The organism is Maribacter chungangensis (assembly GCF_042676845.1).
GTDB lineage: Bacteria > Bacteroidota > Bacteroidia > Flavobacteriales > Flavobacteriaceae > Maribacter > Maribacter chungangensis.
In genome coordinates, this window is the sequence record NZ_JBHTHY010000003.1 from 218,718 (window position 1) to 240,442 (window position 21,725).

15 protein-coding genes are annotated in these 21,725 nt (G+C 43.3%); 9 read left to right on the top strand and 6 right to left on the bottom strand.

Annotated elements, in window-relative coordinates; all coding sequences use genetic code 11:
- Positions 1 to 18 precede the first annotated feature (18 nt).
- From ACFQZJ_RS00970 to ACFQZJ_RS00995, 6 genes are all read right to left on the bottom strand, one after another.
- Positions 19 to 1,428 (bottom strand): DUF5723 family protein, encoded by a 1,410-nt coding sequence (locus tag ACFQZJ_RS00970; protein WP_379931686.1) that lies wholly within the window; start codon positions 1,426 to 1,428, stop codon positions 19 to 21.
- Positions 1,429 to 1,712: 284 nt separating this feature from the next.
- Positions 1,713 to 3,113 (bottom strand): hypothetical protein, encoded by a 1,401-nt coding sequence (locus ACFQZJ_RS00975; RefSeq protein ID WP_379931687.1) that lies wholly within the window; start codon positions 3,111 to 3,113, stop codon positions 1,713 to 1,715.
- A gap of 178 nt (positions 3,114 to 3,291) precedes the next feature.
- A complete protein-coding gene (locus ACFQZJ_RS00980) occupies positions 3,292 to 4,089 on the bottom strand; it encodes a hypothetical protein (RefSeq protein ID WP_379931688.1) in 798 nt (265 codons plus the stop codon).
- 34 nt (positions 4,090 to 4,123) lie between these two features.
- Positions 4,124 to 4,747, bottom strand: coding sequence for a response regulator transcription factor (locus tag ACFQZJ_RS00985; protein ID WP_379931689.1), 624 nt, complete (start codon positions 4,745 to 4,747; stop codon positions 4,124 to 4,126).
- Positions 4,744 to 6,573 carry a sensor histidine kinase gene (locus ACFQZJ_RS00990; RefSeq protein WP_379931690.1) on the bottom strand — a complete coding sequence of 610 codons (1,830 nt, stop codon included), beginning with the start codon at positions 6,571 to 6,573 and terminating at the stop codon, positions 4,744 to 4,746. Before ACFQZJ_RS00990 ends, ACFQZJ_RS00985 begins: the two co-directional genes overlap by 4 nt.
- A 20-nt stretch (positions 6,574 to 6,593) precedes the next feature.
- Entirely contained in the window at positions 6,594 to 7,328 is a 735-nt protein-coding gene (locus tag ACFQZJ_RS00995) for a hypothetical protein (protein WP_379931691.1), read from the bottom strand.
- Between the two features lie 238 nt (positions 7,329 to 7,566).
- Here ACFQZJ_RS00995 and ACFQZJ_RS01000 point away from each other — a divergent pair, with 238 nt between their 5' ends.
- From ACFQZJ_RS01000 to ACFQZJ_RS01040, 9 genes are all read left to right on the top strand, one after another.
- Positions 7,567 to 10,701: a VPS10 domain-containing protein gene (locus ACFQZJ_RS01000; protein WP_379931692.1), complete on the top strand. Its 3,135-nt coding sequence runs from the start codon at positions 7,567 to 7,569 to the stop codon at positions 10,699 to 10,701.
- A 111-nt stretch (positions 10,702 to 10,812) separates the two neighbouring features.
- A complete protein-coding gene (locus tag ACFQZJ_RS01005; protein WP_379931693.1) occupies positions 10,813 to 11,259 on the top strand; it encodes an endonuclease domain-containing protein in 447 nt (148 codons plus the stop codon).
- A gap of 223 nt (positions 11,260 to 11,482) precedes the next feature.
- Complete coding sequence (locus tag ACFQZJ_RS01010; protein WP_379931694.1) at positions 11,483 to 14,608, top strand: WD40/YVTN/BNR-like repeat-containing protein; 3,126 nt, start codon at positions 11,483 to 11,485, stop codon at positions 14,606 to 14,608.
- A gap of 251 nt (positions 14,609 to 14,859) precedes the next feature.
- Positions 14,860 to 15,408, top strand: a complete 549-nt coding sequence (locus ACFQZJ_RS01015; protein ID WP_379931695.1) for a CopD family protein — start codon at positions 14,860 to 14,862, stop codon at positions 15,406 to 15,408.
- Between the two features lie 87 nt (positions 15,409 to 15,495).
- Entirely contained in the window at positions 15,496 to 16,788 is a 1,293-nt protein-coding gene (locus ACFQZJ_RS01020) for a serine hydrolase domain-containing protein (protein ID WP_379931696.1), read from the top strand.
- A gap of 80 nt (positions 16,789 to 16,868) precedes the next feature.
- On the top strand, positions 16,869 to 18,008 hold the full coding sequence (locus ACFQZJ_RS01025; RefSeq protein WP_379931697.1) for a CNNM domain-containing protein: 1,140 nt from the start codon (positions 16,869 to 16,871) through the stop codon (positions 18,006 to 18,008).
- Position 18,009: 1 nt separating this feature from the next.
- Entirely contained in the window at positions 18,010 to 18,483 is a 474-nt protein-coding gene (locus ACFQZJ_RS01030) for a methylated-DNA--[protein]-cysteine S-methyltransferase (RefSeq protein WP_379931698.1), read from the top strand.
- A gap of 530 nt (positions 18,484 to 19,013) precedes the next feature.
- The gene (locus ACFQZJ_RS01035; protein ID WP_379931699.1) at positions 19,014 to 19,733 is read left to right on the top strand and encodes a 3'-5' exonuclease; all 720 of its coding nucleotides are present in this window, start codon (positions 19,014 to 19,016) and stop codon (positions 19,731 to 19,733) included.
- A 119-nt stretch (positions 19,734 to 19,852) separates the two neighbouring features.
- Entirely contained in the window at positions 19,853 to 21,688 is a 1,836-nt protein-coding gene (locus ACFQZJ_RS01040) for a Xaa-Pro dipeptidyl-peptidase (RefSeq protein ID WP_379931700.1), read from the top strand.
- The last annotated feature ends 37 nt before the right edge of the window (positions 21,689 to 21,725 follow it).

Below are 21,725 nucleotides of genomic sequence, written 5' to 3' on the forward strand. Positions count from 1 at the left end.
TTTCTTTAAATCCGTAGCTTATTGAAACACTTCTTCCAAAATAGGAAGACTTATGCCAACATAGATATGGTTCAATGGTTTGTCCTCGATAAATGTGTTCAGTGCGGCACAGCCTGCGGTTATATACTTGTAGCGGAGGCCAATACCAGCATGTATGCTTGAGCTGGACACGCCGTAACTTATAGGTAGGTAAACACTAAGATCACGGGTCTCGTATCGCGGGGTAAAGGTTAACAGGTTGGCCCGCGTGTTGGTATATTCGTCTTCGTTATTCGTTAGGCCGTGCAGGTAGTTGAGGTTTAAATAGTAATTTTTGTCATTGAAAAGGATATAATCCAATCCAATGTTCAGGGCGGTGGGCAAGCCAAAAGAAACACTTCCCTGTTCTGTACTATTACTTTCGCCAGATGGTATGGCCGATAAACTAGTATTAAAATCCTCTAAACTAGTTGTCGCTATTGGAATATCGGATGCCGTGTATTCTTTTTTTCGAATATTATTATTTTTTGTACCATAGGCAATAGTACCTAAATCCAGTATAGCTGCACTAATGCGTAATTTATAGGTGTTAACACCGCTACTGCTATTTCGAACACCAACACGATTTGTTTCTCTTGGGCGCCATTCATAAACCAGTCCAACATCGCCTCCGACACCAAAGTTCTTGAATTTAAAACCAAAGGCATTTGAGTAAAAAGGAGACATTTCGGAATTATTTTGAAAATTTCCGGTATCCGAAAACGTGTTTACATATAAAAGGTCGGTAGAATTTGGAGAAGTCAATAGTTCCCCCGCATCATCAACGTCAATGTTTCCCCGTAGTTCCACACCTCCTCTACCAGAAAGATACTTTATCGTACCCCCAAACTTTAGAAAATGATAATTGGAATTTAGAAGTACTGTTGCATAGTTTAACCCCACTTCGTCCCATTGGTGCACCGTATTATTGAAATTGCTATTGCCCGAAACACCTTCTGCAATTGGATCTGAACCATTTAACCGAGTCCACAGATTGCCATTAAAGCCTTGGTAATCGGTAAAAGAGCGTGAACGCCAAATTAAACCTGCCGCATGCTTTGGATGAAAACCCCATATAACAGAGGGCAACATGACATCACTATTAGCCGTGAGGTTGTTTTGGTTGGTGGGATTCATTTTGTTTTCCTTAAAATCCAATCCGTTAAAACCATTTGGTTTTGTTTCAATGTTAAGGAGGTCTACCGCACCAAAATCGCTAAGGTTCCATTTGTTATAGGAAATAGCGTTGATGTGAAATTTATATTTGGATTCTACACTATTTGCGGGGTTGCCCACCACATTATGGACACCTCCATAATTGTCGTAGGTGAAGCCTTGATGTATTTGTGCCCTATTTGCTAAGGGAAGACTAAGAAATAGCCAGAGTATGTAAAAAGGGAAACTACGCATTATGGTTGTATTGGTTTGGTGTTGGTTGGTTTAAAAATCTGGAGATTCGTAAATATAGGATTTCATTTTTTGCTATTGGTTTGTCTTTTAGTGTTTTCAACGAATTATTTTGCAACTTCATCGAACAAATCAAATATAGGCAAGGGATGTTAAAAATAAATACCCATTATCGGGTATTTTTTGGGTTAACTTCTCATTTTCAATGCTTTGTAAATGGGGAGATCGTATTTTACATTTATGAAGAAAAATCTTACCAATCTATTTTTAGTTACTTGCTTTTGGCGCTAAAGAAAAGTAAGGTTTATAAGCTTTCGTTTTTGGAATATACCCTCATCCGTTTTTAGAACATCGTACCGTACGGGGATTACAGAGGTGCTTATCTTAGCAGGAAATAGGATATCCTTAACTTCTGTGTAGGATTCAAAAATATGTTCTATTTGAACCGTTGTTGCGTTACCTTTGGGATTTCCTTTTTTAAATATGGTGGTGGTCTCCCTTTCTATGATCGCGTGCAATAGTCCGGTCGATGTATTATAGTAGTAGTTTTTTTCTGTAGTAATACGCTTTCCCTTTTTGTTGAGATTGCCAATTTCCATGGTTTCTTTAGGTAATTCCAGTTCAAAACATTCTTCTCCTCCTATTCTTTTTCTTCCTTCGTATGTGCTAATTTCCGGATTGGATATCAATACAAAATCATCAAAAAAACTATACGTACTAGGCCTTTTGTCCCTTTTGAACTTGTAGTCGTCGTGTTGGGCACTGGTACCTATTCTTGGGGCACCGTTTTTCCACACTTTTTCATCGGAATATTTATTAAAAAGAGAATCGTTCTTTATCATGTATTCGCTATAATAGCCTTTGCCGGTGTCTTCTTCTTTGATCAATAGAAGGTTTGGATCTTGATCGTAACCTAAACTATAGATTAAAGGTTCCTGTCTAAGGTTCTCGCCCCTTGTCTCGGAAATCTGTTCTGTAAAACTTAATTTTTTTATTTGACTGAGTGCTTTTAGCCCCCCTGCCTCTTTATAATGTTTGTTGATGATAAGTTCATGGGTTATGTCCCGCTCTGCCGTATTTTCGTTTAACAGGATATTCTTTTGAGTGGGATTGTTGAATTTCATCCATCCTACTTTTATGGCTTCCATGCGATCTGCTTTCCCGGGATGCGAACTACTTGCCTTTTCCGGATAATTCTTGAACATACTTTGCGCTTCTTCCAAAGTACTGCCCATGCGGGCCAAGGTAGTTCCTGCAAACCGGTCCGCACTTATCTCCAATCTGGGACTGCTACCTTGGTTGTTTAGGGAATGATATAGTAAAAAATGTCCCACTTCATGTGCCAAGACTCCGATAGAGGCCCAGTCCGTGTTCGATTTTTTACTCATCTGCGCCAACCATTGGGGGTCGTATAGAATATACGGGGTTAAATTACCGTTTTCATCTTCTTCTATGTGGGCAAGGGCGTTCCCTATGTTGGCACATTTGCGCAGTGTAAAACTTCTGTTTAGCCCCATTTGCCCCATCATTTCATCGACAATGGCCTCTGCTTCGGCATCAGCGGCTTCACTCTGGTTGCCCATGCAGACTTGATCTATGGATTCTACCACCACATTTTGCCGAAATCCTTGGGCATGAATTTTCAAAAACGGCATCAGTAACAGTCCCAAAAAAACAATAGTTCTCATACGTATAATTCTAGGTGAAATAAACTTTCGATGTAAAATATAAAACTTTTAATGAATTTTTCATAATGCTTACCTCGAGGCTATACTTTGGTTTTACATTGCCGAACGGTATGTTTTGTTACATCAAGTTACTAAAATGTACCCCCCCCCTTTGCTATATTTTCTTAGCACAATACGATCATTTATTTATCGCCCTTATCAAAAACCTTGAGAGGTTACCTTGGTTACTTTGATAAAGCTCTAAATAACGATTCCAATTTTGTGTTTTGGCGTTTACCTCCCGTATTCGGACTTGAATGTTCTGTAGTACTTTCATTTTTGGGATTACTTGAAAGTTCACCTTCGGTATCTCCACACGTTCTAGCCCTATAGTTTGTGCATCTAATAAAAACGGATTTATATGGAATTCCTGTGCCTTGTCATTGTTATCAAAATAGTAAAAACCAATATCCAGCACATAGTTTATTTGATTGTTGGGTGTGTTGAGTTTGCTCCAGGATTGTTGAAGTTCATAAGCTTTGAGACCCAAGTAAAGATATCCATCAACATTTTTTACGTTTCCCAGTTCAAATTCGAACCTGTTGATCCGCATTGTTTTCCCCTGTTCATTTTTACCTGTCTGCTCAAAAACCAATGTGCTCGCTGGATTCAGAATTTCAAAATAACCGGCGCTATCAAAAAAGGAATAACTCGCAAAATATTCCTTGTTGAAGTTATCGGGATTATAGAACAGTTTAGAAGCACCATCGAACAAAAGCGGAATCAAATTTGTAGCTAAAACACCCAAGGTTGATGAGAGTGCTTCTTCGGTTTCCTTTTCCTTAGTTTCAAATGTTATGTGGCGTTGGATATCTGAAATTTCTGTTTTTACTACAGCGTTATTTTTTATAGTGTAGTAGGTTTGGGTCTGCGCGGCAATAGTTACAGCGCCTCCCAAATAACACAACACAACCAATAACAGGGTTCTTACGGTCATTTTGGGAAACATTTCTTATCGTATTGGTTTAGGGTTAAAACTTGTACTTTTTCTCAAGGGCATACCGCAGTAGCTCTCCCTTTCCTTTGATCCCTAATATACGCATCATATTTTTACGATGGGTGTCTACCGTATGTATTCCTATAAAAAGTTCTTCTCCAATTTCCCTAGAGGTCTTGCCTTGGCCTATAAGCGATAGTATTTCTTTTTGGCGTTTGGTCAATTGTTCCTTTTTAGGATTTTCTTTTTTTTGACCAAAACCGTCTACATCTATATTGGCATCAAAATAAGTGTTCCCATCGGCTACGGTTAAAATTGCCTTTAGCACCTCGTTCAACGATGTGTTTTTTAAAATATAGCCAGAGGCACCGGCAGCCATCATTTGTGATACGGCAGCATCTTGGTCAAACATCGTAAATGCGAGTACCTTGGTATGTGGAAACTCTTTTTTTATGGTTTTGGTTGCTGCTATACCGTCCATTTTGGGCATCCTAATATCGGTGATCACAACATTAGGTTCACTTCTTCGCACTACTTTCAATAATTCTTCCCCATCGTTGGCGGTACCCACTATTTTTATTCCGTCTTCATATCTTAAAAGAAGTTCCAGTCCGTCAATAAGCGACTGGTGGTCCTCCGCTATGGCTAATCGTATCATAAGGGTATATCTATAATGACCGTGGCGCCTTTGCCAGGATCGGATTCTATATGTAAGGTGCCGTCCAAATGGGCGATACGTTTATCTATGCTCTTGAGGCCCATCCCTTTTTTAAGGGCCATGTTTTTATGAATATCAAAACCAATTCCGTTATCCTCGATAAGAATATTCAAGGTATCCCCATGATTGGTAAGATGAATGTTTAGGGTAGTCGCTTGTGCGTGTTTAATAACATTGGTCACCAGTTCCTGAATAATACGGAACAGGGTAAGTTCGAGGCTATTTTCTAGTCTATTGTCAAGTCCAAAGTCTTTTACCGTAATAGTTATACTGTTCGCGGCCGATATTTTTTCGCCCATTTGACGTACGGCCTTTAAAAGCCCTTGTTTTGCAATGACTCCCGAATTTTTGGCATGCGCTATTCGTCGTATTTTGGTGTAGGCTTCATCAAGTAAGATATTCGTTTTGCCAAAAAGTGCTTCATTGTCCCCGGTCGTTTTTTCCTGTAAGGAGTTGAAATATAGTTTTATGGTCGCCATGGATCCTCCAAGATCGTCGTGCAGTTCGTTTGCAATGCGTTGGCGTTCTTTTTCCTGTCCCTCTATTATCGCATCTATGGTGGTCAGTTCTTGTTCTTTTAGTAATGTGGCTACCTTTTGTTCTTGTAGGGTTTTACCTTGCTCGGCCAATAATTGTTTGCGTTTGGTATTGCTATTGATTAGAAAAGCGAAAGCCGAACCTATGATTAATAGGGTAGCTAAAGCAGTTGCCCAATTGGTAATTTTTTTGTTCTTGGCATCCAGCTCCAATTTGTCCAGTTTCAGTTTGTCGGTCTGGTTTTGTACCGTGAGAATGGAGGATTCCAAGGTGTTGTTTTTATAGCCTAATTGATATTCGATGTCTACTGATTTTCTAAGGTAATGGTAAGCGGAATCGTATTTATTTTCTTTTTGGAAGATAATGGATGCCAAACGGGTATTGTAAAATGAATCCTTTAAAGTCCCAGAACCATTCTTAAACATTTTTAGATAACGCTTGGCATCATCTAAGTTGTTGTTTTCCGTATGAACTGAGGCTATTTGCCAAGCGATTTTTGTTCTAAGCTCATTTGCATATTTATTTTTGGAGGCAAGGCTATCCGCCTTTAAAAATAAATCTACGGCTTTGTTGTAGTTTTGTTCAATTTTATGATAGATACCTTTCTCAAAATAATAGATAGGATAAAAGGTATGAGTGCTTGGAAACTCGGTAACTATGGAATCTAATTTATTGTAATAGGCATAATATTGGGCATCGATATCATCCAGACTATCATCGGCCTTTGTAAAAAAGATTAAATTGTATAACAGTATCAAAAAATCATCCGTTCTGTCAGTTTTGAGGTCTATAAAAAGTTCAAGAAAAGGTTGAAATTGCTTACTTCCTATGAATATTTCTGAAACGAACAAATCAAGTATTCCTAGCAATGCCGCTTTCGTATAAACTTTATTTTTTGTTTTTTGGGCTAACTTAAGTGCATTTGTAAAGCACTTAAAAGCGGCTAAATTGTCTTGGTTTGAGGCATAGTTGTGTTGGTATCCAAGAATTAAATATTTTATAAAATTCAGTTGATCGTCTGCTTTCGATTCTATAGTTATTGTATGCGATGAAGCATCCGGTCTTACCGCCAATAAGGTTGCTAATGAAGTCAAATGGTTCTCTAGAACTTCATCGTCAATTTGGGATGCAATAAGAAATGCCCTATCGTAATCTTGATTCTTCGTCGCATTAAAGAACTCCTCTAGCACTTTGGTATTGGACCATAGGCTTGAACTAAAAAAAATCAAACAGATTACAATTCGATACCTCAAAATAGCACCTTGTTAAAACTAGTTTTACATCTTCTTCCCGGCAATGAAAGTGCGATTTCGTTTTTATACATCTGCGGGGTTTGTTTTTCCTTGTCGTAATCCTCTTTCCGTACTATATGGCGCCCGTCTTTGTAGAAAAATTCAAAATCGAAAGCTTTCCCATTGTCCGGTTGTGAGGCAATACGTCCGTCTTTCATAAAAACAACGTTACCATTGTTGTCTTTTTCTGGAAACATAGGGTTCAAATACCGTTCGGAGTGCAAATAACTTCCCTTTTCAAAATGAATGTTTTTCAATTCTTCTTGATTCAACGTATAGGTGTTGGCATCGCTTAGGGCGCGGGTATAAATTTTAAAGGTTAGGCCGTCCTTCATCTTGGAACCTGCCACGACAATGGAATCTATTCCTATAAAATAGGTGGGTTTGTAATTTACGATTTCAAATTCAACATTTTTTAAGGTCCTATAATTGGATCCAAGGGATGATGCTCCAATTTCAATGGAGGCATAAATACCATAATTGGTTTGATAGTTCTGTCCTGCCATCAGCAGTTGTTTTCTGTTGTCATTTAAATCCAAGGTAGAGCTGTACTCTTCCATACCGCCAATCTTTTTGACAATTAACTTGGCTTCTTCTGCAACGCTGGACGGTCTGTCTTGGGCCATCGTAAAAATTGATGAAAGCATACACGGGATAAACAGTAACGGAAAACTTTTTTTGAAAATATTCATAATATTGGGTGTTTTGGTCAGTAATTTCAAAGATGGAGTAAAAAACGAGGTAAAAAAATACCCTATAACGGGTATTCTAAAAATAGCAATAAAAAGAGGAACAATAGATAATTGCGATTACACCCCCTGTCAACTTATGAATAATTTGGAAAAACTGCAAAACTTCCTAAACCCCATTGTTCTTAATTATCCCGATTTTACTTACTTTTAAGGTTGACTAATTACAACACTTAAAAAAATGAAAATTTTTTACACTTGGGCCAGTATATTAATGCTTGCCGTTTTTCTCGTTCCCAACCTAGCCAATGCACAACGAAAAAAGAAATCGGACCAGGTTTCCATTGCCTATCCAGAGGAATTGTATTCCAGTCTGGAGTACCGGTTGGTGGGCCCCTTCCGTGGGGGACGGTCCGCTGCGGTGGCCGGGGTGCCCAACCAGCCCGATCTCTTTTACTTTGGTGCAACGGGCGGTGGCGTATGGAAGACCCAGGACGGCGGTGCCACCTGGAGCAACATTTCAGATGGCTATTTTGGCGGCAGCATCGGTGCCGTTGAAGTGGCACAGAGCGACCCCAATGTGATCTACGTTGGCGGAGGCGAAAAAACACTGCGGGGCAATGTCTCCTCGGGCTACGGGATATGGAAAACAGAGGATGCCGGAAAAACCTGGGCAAAGGCGGGCTTGCCCAACAGCAGGCACGTGCCAAGAATACGCGTGCACCCAACCGATTACAACACGGTCTATGCGGCCGTTTTGGGCAATATCTACAAGCCTACCAAAGACCGCGGCATCTACAAAAGCACCGATGGCGGTAAAAACTGGAAACAGGTCCTTTTTGTGAACGAACAGGCCGGTGCGGTGGACCTTACTTTTGACCCCAATAATCCACGTATTCTATATGCCTCTACCTGGTATTCCAAACGAACGCCCTATAGTCTTATCAGCGGTGGAGACGGTTCCGCCCTTTGGAAGAGTACGGACAGCGGCGAGACCTGGCAAGAGATTTCCAAGAACGAGGGTTTTCCCACGGATACCTTGGGCATCATCGGCGTTTCGGTTTCCCCCGTAAATTCCCAGCGCGTATGGGCCATGGTGGAGAACAAGGAAAAAGGCGGCCTCTACCGTTCCGATGACGGGGGCAAGAAGTGGGCATTGGTCAACAGTGACAGGAGCCTGCGCCAGCGTGCTTGGTACTACACCCGTGTCTATGCGGATACCGAGGATGTAGATAAAGTATATGTCTTAAACGTAAGCTACCACAAGTCTACCGATGGTGGCAAGACCTTTGAATCTTTTAATGCGCCTCATGGCGACCATCACGACCTTTGGATCGCGCCCGAAAATTCGCAACGCATGATCATTGGCGACGATGGTGGTGCACAGGTCTCCTACGATGGTGGGGAAACCTGGAGCACCTACCACAACCAGCCTACGGCACAGTTTTATAGGGTTACGACCGATAATCACTTTCCCTATCGTATTTATGTGGCGCAACAGGACAACTCTACCGTGCGCATTGCACATAGAAGTGATGGTTATGGTATTGGAGAGGACGATTGGGAATCTACCGCGGGCGGGGAATCTGCCCACATTGCCGTGGATCCTACCAACAATGATATTGTGTACGGCGGAAGCTACGGTGGTTTTCTTACCCGTAAGAACCACGAAACGGGTACCACAAGAGGTATCAATGTGTGGCCGGACAACCCCATGGGCTATGGAGCCGAGGGGATGAAATATCGTTTCCAATGGAATTTCCCAATAATTTTCAGCAAGCACGACCCCAAGAAACTGTACACCTTCTCCAACCATGTGCATCTTTCCACCAACGAAGGGCAAAGTTGGGAGGTGTTAAGTGACGATCTTACCCGAAACGACCCCACCAAATTGGGGAGCAGCGGCGGCCCCATTACCCAGGACAATACCGGCGTGGAATATTATTGCACCATTTTCGCCGCCAATGAGAGTCCGCTGAAAGAAGGCCTACTATGGGTGGGAAGTGATGACGGACTCATACATGTCTCCAAGGATGGCGGTGCCAATTGGGAGAACGTGACCCCCACCGGTATGCCGGAATGGAACATGATCAACAGCGTTGAGCCCTCCGCGTTTGACGAAGGCACTTGTTACGTGGCCGCGACCCGTTACAAGCTGGGCGATTTTCAACCCTATTTGTACAAGACCACCGATTACGGAAAGACCTGGACCAAGATAACCAAGGGTATCGATAACGAGCATTTTACTAGGGTTGTGCGCGAAGACCCAAAAAGAAAAGGTTTGTTATACGCCGGAACGGAAACCGGAATGTACATTTCCTTTGATGATGGTGCCAACTGGTCGCCTTTTCAACTCAATTTGCCCATTGTTCCTATTACAGATTTAACGATCAAGGACAACAATCTGGTGGTGGCCACCCAAGGCCGAAGCATCTGGATGATCGATGACCTTACCGTACTCCATCAACTGGATGACGCTAAAAAAGCCAGTAGCAATATCCTGTACAAACCAAAGGATTCCTACAGGACCAAGGGCGGTGCCAGAACAACACCTTCATTGTTGGAAGGGCAGAACCACCCCAATGGCGTGGTCACCCATTTTTATCTTAAAAACCTTGCCGAGAAGGACAGTGTGCACTTAAGCTTTACCAGCATGGCGGGCGATACCTTGGCTACCTATAGCAATGTTGCCAAAGACAAAAAGAATAAGCTGGAGGTGAAAAAAGGGGGTAACACCTTTGTCTGGGACACCCGGGGCAAGGGAGCCGAAAAATTGGACGGCATGATCTTGTGGTGGGCCAATTTGAGCGGTGCAAAGGCCGTTCCGGGAGACTACAAGGTACATTTGAACGTAAATGGCGATAGCCGTTCCGAAACCTTTACCATCCTGCCCGATCCAAGGGCAGAGGCCAGCGTGGCCGATATGCAAAAGCAGTTCGATTTTATCACGGATGTGAACACCACGGTGGACAAGGCCCATCAGTCCATTAAAAAAATAAGGGAAGTCACCGAGCAACTGGATGCCTTTAGCGCGCAGTACAAGGATGATGCTAGCCTTAAGGATTTGCTGGACAAGGCCAAGAACATGAAAGAGCGTTTGGGCGAGGTAGAAAAAGCCTTGTACCAGACCAAGAACAGAAGTAGGCAAGATCCCTTGAACTTCCCCATTCGGTTAACGAACAAACTGGGGCACTTGAACAGTCTGGTGGCCTTGGACGATTTCCCCCCCACGGACCAAGATGTGGCCCTGAAGAACGAACTCACCGCCAAAATCGATGCTCAGTTAAAGACCTTTAACGCTGTAATGTCCAGCGAACTCAAGGAGTTTAATGCCGAATTCAATAAGAGGGGATTGAACTATTTGTTTGTGGAGTAGATAGGTTGAGGTTTGATGCTCGTATTTTGGTCCCAACCCCTCCGGCTGTCGCCACCTCCCCTTGAAAAAAGGGGAGGACCCTAAGGAATCGACCTTAATATCAATTTATTAGTGCCAAAAAAGTTACACAACCATAAGTATTTAGAGGGCTTTAGAAAGCAATTGCGAAATAATCCAACGAAGGCAGAGTCACAGTTATGGAAAGCACTTCAAAGAAGTCATTTAAAAGGGCGAAAGTTTCGAAGACAACACAGCATTGGAAATTACAATGTAGATTTTTACTGTACAAGAGAAAGATTAATCGTGGAGCTTGATGGTGAATATCATGCCAATCCGGTTAATAAAGAATATGACCTAAATCGAACGAAGTATTTACAAAGTTTAGGCTTTAAAATTTTACGTTTCCAAAATTACCTCGTCTTTGATCAATTGGATATGGTGTTAGAAACCATAAAAGCCGAGTTTAAAGAAAGAAGTGGACAAAAAAGTCCTCCCCTTTTTCAAGGGGAGGTGCCCGCAGGGCGGAGGGGTAACGGTGAAGTAACCTTAATGGTTTAATTAAGGTACTATTTTGAGCTTTAAGTTAAGTATTGCAAGTACTTTGTATTGAATTAAGCTTTGTATCACGTCTATAATGCTAAATGGATGGTGTAAGCAAACCCAAAAATCGAAGAACGTTTTAAACACTTTGTAAACAGTGACTTACAACAAAACAAACAAAAGTTAACGCATCACTTGTAAGCGCGTTTCAAAAATCAGCAACTAAATTCAATCCAAAAAAATGAAAAAACCAATCTTCACCCTACTGTTTGTCTTTGCCACTGTCGTTACTTTCGCGCAAACGGTAAACGATTATTTTAGCGCGGTCAAATATCGGAATATCGGCCCTTACCGAGGTGGCCGTTCCGTATCCGCATCCGGTGTTATAGGCGACCCAATGACCTATTATATGGGTACCACGGGTGGCGGACTCTGGAAAACGGAAACTGCAGGTCAGCAATGGAACAATATTTCCGATGGTTATTTTGAGCTTGGCTCCGTAGGGGCCGTGGCCGTATCCAAATCAAATCCCAATATTGTTTTTGTGGGGATGGGCGAGCATGCCCCAAGGGGCGTCATGACCTCCTACGGGGACGGTGTTTACAAATCTACCGACGCAGGGAAGACCTGGACCCACTTGGGACTGGAAAAGACCCAACACATCTCCCGCATCATCATTCATCCCACTGATCCGGAAATTGTGTATGTAGCCGCACAAGGTGCTTTGTTCGGCGGTAATCCCGAGCGTGGCATCTATAAATCGGTTGACGGGGGCAAAACTTGGAAAAACACACTGTTCGTGAACCAGCTTACGGGCGCTTCGGAACTGTCCATGGATGCCAATTATCCGGAGATCATGTACGCGGCTATGTGGGAGCACCAACGCAAACCCAATATGGTGGTCAGCGGCGGTGAGGGCAGTGGCCTCTACAAATCCACGGACGCCGGGGAAACCTGGAAAAAGATACACAAGGGCCTGCCGGAGGAAAAGGGCAAAATGGCCATAGCGGTAAGTGCGGCCAATTCCAACAAGGTCTATGCCCTGGTGGAAAGCGATTCCAATGCCGATAAAGGGGGTCTGTTCGTCTCCAACGATGCCGGGGAATCCTGGAGCATGATCAGTGGTGACAACCGTTTGGTGCAGCGCGCTTGGTATTATATAGAAGTCTTTGCAGACCCCAATGATGAAGATACCGTGTACGTGCTCAGTGCTCCCGCGCTTCGATCTACGGATGGCGGCAAGACCTGGGAAACGCTTTCTGGAACCCATGGCGATTATCATGACCTATGGATCAATCCGGATAATTCCAACAATATGGTCATTGCCAATGATGGCGGTGCCGCGATATCCTTCGATTTTGGAAAATCGTGGTCCAGACAAAGCAATATGCCCACGGCACAGTTTTACAGGATTAGCACCGATAATTTATTTCCGTATAATATTTATGGCGGCCAACAGGACAATACCTCGGTGCGCATTGCTAGCCTTTCTTTAGGAAGAAGCAGCATCACCGAGCGCGATTGGACGTATGCCGCCGGCGGGGAAAGCGCCTTTTTGGCCTTTGATCCGGACAATCCCAGGTATGTCATGGGCGGAAGTTATTTGGGCACCATAGAGGTCTTGGATATGGAGTCGAAGGTCTCCACAAAGATCATGGCCGCCCCCATACAGTATTTGGGCAGGGAAGCACGAAACATGAAATACCTGTACAATTGGAACGCGCCTATTATTCGTTCCGTGCACGAGCCAGAAACCTATTACCACGCTGCCCAATTGGTTTTAAAAACTACCGATATGGGCCTTACCTGGGAGGAAATTTCTCCCGATTTAACTAGGGATATCGACGAAAAACAAGGTAACGGTGGCGGCCCCTACACCAATGAAGCGGTTGGAGCGGAAAACTACGGCACCATTGCCTATATGGTGGAATCGCCGCACGAAAAAGGGGTGTTCTGGACGGGCAGTGACGACGGACTGGTGCACCTCACTAAAAACGGCGGTGCTACCTGGGAAAACGTAACCCCAAAAGGCTTTGGGGAAACCTTGGTCAATGCCATTGAAGTATCGCCGCACGATCCGGCCACGGCTTACATAGCCACCACGCGCTACAAGTTTAACGATTATACGCCTGCTTTGTACAAAACCACCGATTATGGGAAAACCTGGACCAACATCAGTGGCGAAATTCCCTACGGTGCCTTTACTCGCGTAGTGCGCGAGGATCCGGAACGAAAAGGACTGTTGTACGCGGGTACGGAGAAGGGCATGTACATCTCCTACAATGATGGAAAAACATGGGAGTCCTTTCAGTTGAACCTCCCCAAAACACCGTTGTTGGATTTAAAAGTGCACCAAGGCGATCTTATCGTGGCCACCTCCGGCCGTTCTTTTTGGATTTTGGACGATTTGGCCGCCATTGCCCAATACGAACCTTCGGAAAAGGGCTTGAGGCTTTTTGAGCCAGAGACGGCTTACAACGGTTCCTGGGGCAGTCCCTTGAGTGGGAAAACGGACAAGTTTAATGGTACACATCCTTTTGAGGGCGTAAACCCTGCCAATGGCATGGTGCTCTACTACCAACTTCCCAAACTGGCGGAAGGGGATGGCATTCACTTGGAAATCCGCAATAAGGACGGAAAGTTGATCCGCAGCATCAGCTCCGAAAAAGATACCGCTTACGTACCGCACCATGGCGGTGGCGCCCCGCCAACCCCTACGCTAACAAAGAACGAAGGGCTGAACCGATTTGTTTGGGACATGCGGCATTCCATTATGCCCGGAGTACCCGGAGTGTATATTGAAGCTGGATTTAGAGGGCATAAAGCGCCGCCCGGCACTTACACACTTACCCTTAAAAGCAAGGGCGAAAGCACAAGCACCACTGGGGAAATCAAGGAGATTCCGTTGTACGAGACCAAACCCGGACAGTACGAAGCCTTTGATGCCCTTATGACAGAAATGGAAGAAAAGGTTACAAAGATGCATCAGATGGTGAACACGTTGTACAAAGCACAAGGGCAGTTGTCCGGCATCATCAAGGACCTACCGGAGGGGGACTTGAAAGCGAACGGGGAAGCCCTTTTGGCCAAAATGAAATCGTGGGACACCGATATGGTACAGCGTAAATCGCAAGCTTATGACGACGTGGAGAATTTTCCCAATAAATTTACGGCGGAATACCTGTTTTTGATCAACCAGACCAACAGCGGCATACCGCGTGTAAACGCTTCGGCATTGGCAAGAAAGGCCGAGCTGGATGAACAATGGATAGGACTGAAGGCAACCGGTGAGGCCTTGATGAAAACAGACATCCCCAATTTTAACAAAATGCTTTGGGAGGCCGGCATTGGGGCTATTCGATTTTAATTAGGGTTCAGGGCTGCAGGTTCAAGGATTGTCCTATAAACGTCATTGCGAGGCCTTTTTGGCCGAAGCAATCTGTTGAATTTAGTAGTCCTGTTTCTTGTCTCTTGTTTCTCGTCTTCTGCCTCTTGAAGTTAGATTATTATCCTTCGATACTTCAAAAGTCACTAAATTTGAATTTGAGCTTGAACCCTCCTATGGCGGGCAGGCTTGATACTTGACTTGAACGCGACATTTGATTTTGTATTAGCACTATGGAATACTACAACTACATAAAAGCACTGCACCTCATCTTTGTCATCACTTGGTTTGCGGGGCTTTTCTACATTCCCAGATTGTTTATCTATCACATAGAAGCTTGGCAAAAACCATCACCGGACAGGGAGATTTTAAGCGATCAATTGAAATTGATGACCAAACGGCTCTGGTACATTATCACATGGCCCTCGGCGGTATTGGCTACTATTTTTGCGATTTGGCTTTTAGTTTTACAGCCCTTTTGGTTACAACAGCCGTGGATGCATATCAAATTACTATTTGTCGTGCTTTTGATCGCCTATCACCTAAGAAACCACTGGATTTTCAAAAAATTTCAGCAAGACGAAATTAAGTATACCTCCAATTACATGCGCATTTGGAACGAGGGGGCCACCCTGATCCTTTTTGCCGTGGTCTTCTTGGTGATCTTAAAGGGCACCTTCAACTGGATTTTTGGGGTGTTGGGCATTGTGGTGCTGGGCGTACTGCTTATGTTGGGCATAAAGCTGTACAAGCGCATCAGGAATAAAAACCCGAACGCTTAGTACTTATTTTAGTCAACCACCAAAAAATATAGAGATGTTCCCATTTTGTGTCTTTTGAAGAGAACGTGAATTTATAGTTTAGATAATATGAGGTCTTTAGTCGTAATACTTATTGGTTTATTTCATCTGCTTGTACGTTCACAAAGTTTGGATATCAGTCAATTAAATCCAATTGCCTTTGATAGTGTATGGGTGGACAAAAAAGTGGATTCTATTATAACGAACGGTATAAAAAACCAAGCGTTTCCCGGTGCACAGGTCTTGGTAGCGCACAAGGGTACGGTTGTTTATCATGAAGCTTTTGGATTTCACACCTATGATAGTATTCAGCCTGTGAGCTTAACGGATATATATGATCTGGCTTCGGTAACTAAAATTTTAGGGCCTTTACCTGCGCTGATGAAATTGGTAGATGAAGGTAAATTGGACTTAGATGTACCCTTTAGTACCTATTGGAAGCCATGGAGGCGAATGAAAAACAAACGAGATCTTACACTGCGTGAGATTTTAGCGCATCAATCGGGATTACAACCTTATATCATCTTTTTGAATGAAGTGCTTAAGAAAAATGGTAAGTTAAAAACAAGGTTTGTAAAACCAACAAAAAGAAAGGGTTTTGATGCCGAAGCCTATCCGGGAATTTATGTGAAAAACAGATTCAATAGGAAAATGTACCGGATGATAAATAGATCCAAGGTATCCGAAGAGAAAAAATATGTGTATTCCGGACTTACCTTTCTTATTTTTCCCGAACTGATCACACAATTGACAGGTAAGTCCTATGAAAATTATCTAAACGATACGTTTTACGAGCCAATAGGAGCGACCACTTTGGGTTTTTTGCCCAAATCCAAAAATTTCTCCAACCGTATTGTTCCAACAGAATTGGATACCCTATATAGACATGATTTGACGAAGGCGTGGGTGCATGACGAGAATGCATCGCTTTTGGGAGGTATATCCGGTAATGCCGGACTCTTTGGTACTGCGGAGGATTTGGCTAAAATGATGCAGTTTTTTGTGAATTTTGGACGTTTGAACGGAAATCAATTAATTTCTGAAGAAACAGTTCGCGATTTTATAACGGTACAATATCCGGAGAATGAAAATAGGAGGGGGCTTGGTTTTGATAAGCCTTTGTTGAATAACGGCGAGCGTACCTTAGCGGAAACCTATCCGGCCCCTGAGGTAAGTCCGGATAGCTTTGGCCACAGCGGTTTTACGGGTACCTTTGTATGGGCAGACCCTAAGAACCAGTTGGTCTATATATTTTTGTCCAACAGGGTGTACCCCACACGAGAGCATAGGAATTTGTATACCTTGAATATTCGTTCGGCCGTGCAACAGGTTTTTTATAAAGCGCTGGATTCAAGTCAATAATTGCATAATAGCGTGCGGCAACAATATCAATATGGCATAACATTTTTTAAATTGGTATCTTTCCACCTTAAATTTATCTAATGGGCTTATTAGTTTTTTACGCAGTTGTTTCCATCTTTTTTTCTTTTCTGTGCTCTATTTTAGAGGCCGTTCTGCTTAGTATTACCCCAACTTTTGTCAATGTCAAAAGAAGAGAGGGGAAAGCGTATGCGGAAACCTTGGAGGAACTTAAAAAGGACGTGGACAAGCCCTTGATCGCCATCCTTACGGTAAATACCATTGCACATACCGTAGGTGCTATTTTGGTGGGGGTGCAGGCAAAGGTGGCCTACGTGGACCTCTATGGTTCTAGCACAAGTACTTTGTTCGGTATTCCGTTTTCAGAAGAGCTCATGGTAGGGATCGTATCGACCATTATGACTATTCTTATTTTGGTAGCATCCGAAATTATTCCCAAAACCATTGGTGCTACCTACTGGAGGCAATTAGCCAATTTTACGGCCAAGGCTTTAAAAATTTTGGTTTTAGCCTTAAAATACACCGGCTTACTTTGGATCTTACAACTTTTTACCAGACTGGTAGGCGGAAAAGGACATCACGGAAGTGTGTTAAGCAGGGAGGATTTTACCGTAATGACCGACATGGCGCACGAAGAGGGTGTTTTTGAAAAATCGGAGTCGACCATTATTAAAAACCTTTTACGTTTTGATCAGGTGCTCGCCAAAGATGTTATGACACCTAGGGCCGTGGTAAAAATCGCTTCCGATGCTACTTCTATACAACAGTTCTTTGAGGATAATCCTAAACTAAGGTTTTCCAGGATTCCCATCTTTAATGAAAAAGTGGACAATATTACCGGTTTTGTATTAAAGGATAATGTTTACGAGGAAATCATCAATAAAAATGGGGATAAACCCTTGTCCGAAATACGTAGGGATATTTTGATGACGCGCAGAAATACTCCCATTCCTAAATTATTTGATACGTTTATTGAAAAAAGGGTGCACATAGCCTTAGTGGTAGATGAATATGGCTCCGTAGCCGGACTGGTAACCATGGAAGACGTTATCGAAACTCTACTAGGACTCGAAATTATGGATGAAAGCGACAGCATTGCCGATCTTCAAAGCTTGGCACGCAGAAATTGGAAAAGTAGGGCAAAACAAGCAGGAATCATAGAAAATACCCCAGACCCACCAAAAGAAGAGCAATCCCTGTAATATGGAAGAAGCCTTCATAAAAACCCCTTTAGGAATTGCCAAGGTTTGCGGAGATGGTTTTGGTGTTTCCGCTATAACGGTGTTAAATAGCAATGCGGCAGTTACCCCTATTATTCCGGAGGTCTTGGAAGATGCCGTGTACCAATTAAACGAGTATTTTGAAGGCAAACGAACCGAGTTTGATCTGGTGTTAAACCCAGAGGGTACCACTTTTCAGCAAAAGGTCTGGAAGGGACTCTTGGAAATTCCTTACGGTAAAACGGTTTCCTACTTGGAATTATCAAAATCATTAGGAGATGTAAAGGCAATTAGGGCTGTAGCGGCGGCCAACGGTAAAAATCCGCTTTGGATCGTAGTGCCCTGCCACAGGGTTATTGGGAGCGATGGTTCGCTTACGGGTTATGCAGGAGGATTATCCCGTAAAAAATGGCTTTTGGAGCATGAAAGTCCTGTAAAACAACAGTCGTTGTTTTAGCATCTTCAAGGGATATATTCATTTTAATTTTTAGCCTAAATGCCAGCCAGTTTCACATACAGATATGGTATAGTTATCTAAGTATTTGACGGTTCGTTTTAGACCGGTTGGTCGGTAGTTTAGAATCCCTACACGCACAAGGGCTTAAATAATGCAGTTTGTCGGCACTTTTTGTCCGGAAAACACCACCTTGTAATCATTCATCTACAGGGGGCCTATAAATAACAGACCGATTGGTCGGTACCCCTTTTTTTAAAGATTATTAAAACCCAAGGGAGAACACGATCAAAAACAATAGCTGTGTTGTAAAAATGAATACCGTTTTAGCCTAATGCCAATGTAGGTTTTAAATGTCATATTGATAATTGGAAGTTGTTGTTCTATTTTGATAGTGTTCAGCCCCGTCCTATAATCGCATCTTAAAACCATCGGTAGGGGCGTAGATTAGGTTTGTAGCGACCTGTTTTTGATAGCAGCGCTTCTTGCTATGTAAAAATAATGTTATAAATTAAAGAATCAATTTTTGTAATATGCTGTATAAAATGAACCTGGAGTACATCTTGTTTCTGGATATAGAAACGGTACCGCAATACGAAGACTTTAGGCTTATTGATGCTGAAACACAGGAACTTTGGGCACAAAAAACAGACTACCATCGTAAAGACGGAGCTACCCCGGAAGCGTATTATGACCGAGCCGGGATTTGGGCGGAATTTGGAAAGATTGTGTGTATATCCGTGGGCTACTTTAAGCTGGAAGGAGAAACAAAGTCGTTTCGGGTAACGACTTTTAAGGGTGACGAACCACAACTGCTTGAAGACTTTAAGACCCTTTTGGAAAATCATTTTGGTTTGGCCAAGCACATGTTGTGCGCACATAATGGCAAGGAGTTCGATTTTCCGTATATCGCAAGGCGGATGATCATCCACGGTATTACCTTGCCCTATCATTTGGACCTGTTCGGAAAAAAACCGTGGGAGGTGAATCATTTGGATACCATGGATCTCTGGAAATTCGGCGACTATAAAAATTATACCTCGTTAAAACTGCTGGCCAAGGTACTCGGTATCGCTTCCCCAAAAGAAGATATAGATGGTAGTATGGTACGCGACGTATACTACAAGGACAAAGATGTAGATAGGATTGTACGCTACTGTGAGTTGGATGTCATTACCACGGCACAGGTCTTTCTAAGATTACGGAACGAGCCACTTTTAAACGAAGCGGAAATTAAAAGAATTGAGCATTAGTAAGTTTTAAGGCTCCACAGGCCTTCCTTGTTGCATTGATCTAAGTACATTTAATCTCGTTCAATTATCTTTACAAACTGTTTGGATACATCAACGAGGACAAGAAACAACCCATACATATGAAAATACTTCGTACATACCTTTCGTTAGCCATCATCTTGGTAAGTCATTTTTTCTCTTATGCCCAAGATACCTCCATAGCAAAACCTATGTTCAAGGACGGTGAGGCACAGCTAATCCCCGCTTTTGAGGACGACACCAAATGGATACGCCACGATCTTTGGGTAGAAACGGAATTTGACAGCGACCAAGATGGAAGCTTGGATCGGATGCACGTAAGCGTCACCCGACCGGAACAAACGGAAACAGAACAATTAAAACTTCCTGTTATTTATGTTACGAGTCCCTATTTTGCTGGTGTAGCACCTTTTGTAGACGGATTGTTTTGGAACGTGAAGCACGAACTGGGTGCAACTGCAGAACCTCGGGCACAGGTAGAAGTAACCCGCACAGGTGAGCGCCCCATCATCTCCAATTCCCACATTAAAAAATGGGTGCCCAGGGGCTATATTGTGGTACACTCGTCCTCTCCGGGAACAGGTCTTTCCCAAGGGGCGCCTACGGTGGGGGGAGATAACGAGTCCTTGGCACCAAAAGCGGTTATAGATTGGTTGTGTGGCAGGGCAAAAGGATATTCCGAGCCTACGGGCGGCGAAGAAGTCACCGCATTTTGGTCTACGGGAAAAGTAGGGATGACGGGAACATCCTATAATGGTACGCTTCCTTTGGCGGCCGCGACTACCGGCGTAGAAGGGTTGGAAGCCATTATCCCCATTGCACCGAACACATCGTACTACCATTATTACCGTTCCAATGGTTTGGTACGTTCGCCGGGAGGTTATTTGGGCGAGGACATTGATGTGCTTTACGATTTTATCCATAGTGGTGATGAGTCCAAGCGCGCAGGTAACAACGCACGCGTTCGGGATACGGAAATGAAGAAGGGTATGGACCGGCTTACCGGGGATTACAATGAATTTTGGGCGGGCAGGGATTACCTGAACGATATGGAGCCCATGAAAGCCGCCTTATTGATGGCACACGGTTTTAACGATTGGAACGTAATGCCGGAACACAGTTACAGGATTTATAAAGCGGCCAAGGAAAAAGGAATTCCGAGTCAGATTTACTACCACCAAGACGGACACGGTGGCCCACCGCCTATTAAATTAATGAACCGCTGGTTTACCCGATACTTACATGGTGTGGAAAACGGAGTGGAAAACGATGCAAAAGCATGGATCGTAAGGGAAAACGACACACAGGAAAACCCTACTTCGTATGCAGATTACCCAAATCCCGCTGCGGAGGACATAAGGTTATATTTAGGCGCTGGTGCGCCCGAGCAGGGACAGTTACTTTTGAGCAAGCCAGCTGCTAAAGTCACAGAGACGTTGGTGGATAACTATTCTTTTTCGGGAGAAACTTTGGCCAAGGCAGAAATAACCGACCATCGCTTAATCTATGTAACACCAAAACTGGCAGAGGACATACATATATCGGGAACCCCTAAAGTGACTGTTACCTTGGCCAGTAGTAAACCCGCCGCCAACCTTTCCGTTTGGTTGGTGTCGCTTCCTTGGAACGATAGTAAAAATGCAAAAATCACGGATAACATCATCACAAGAGGTTGGGCTGATCCGCAAAACTATACATCCATAACAGAAAGCAACCCACTGGTGCCGGGCAAATTCTACACGGTTAACTTTGACTTGATGCCGGACGATCAGATAATTTCAAAAGGCCAGCAAATTGGATTACTCATTTTTTCTAGCGATCGGGAATTTACCCTTTGGCCGGCACCCGGAACGGAACTCACCATAGATTTGGATAAAACCAATCTAACGATTCCTATTGTGGGCGGAAGGGAAGCTTTTAAGGTAGATTCGTACTAGAATAGAACTACACCTAATATATTGTTTTTAGGCATGT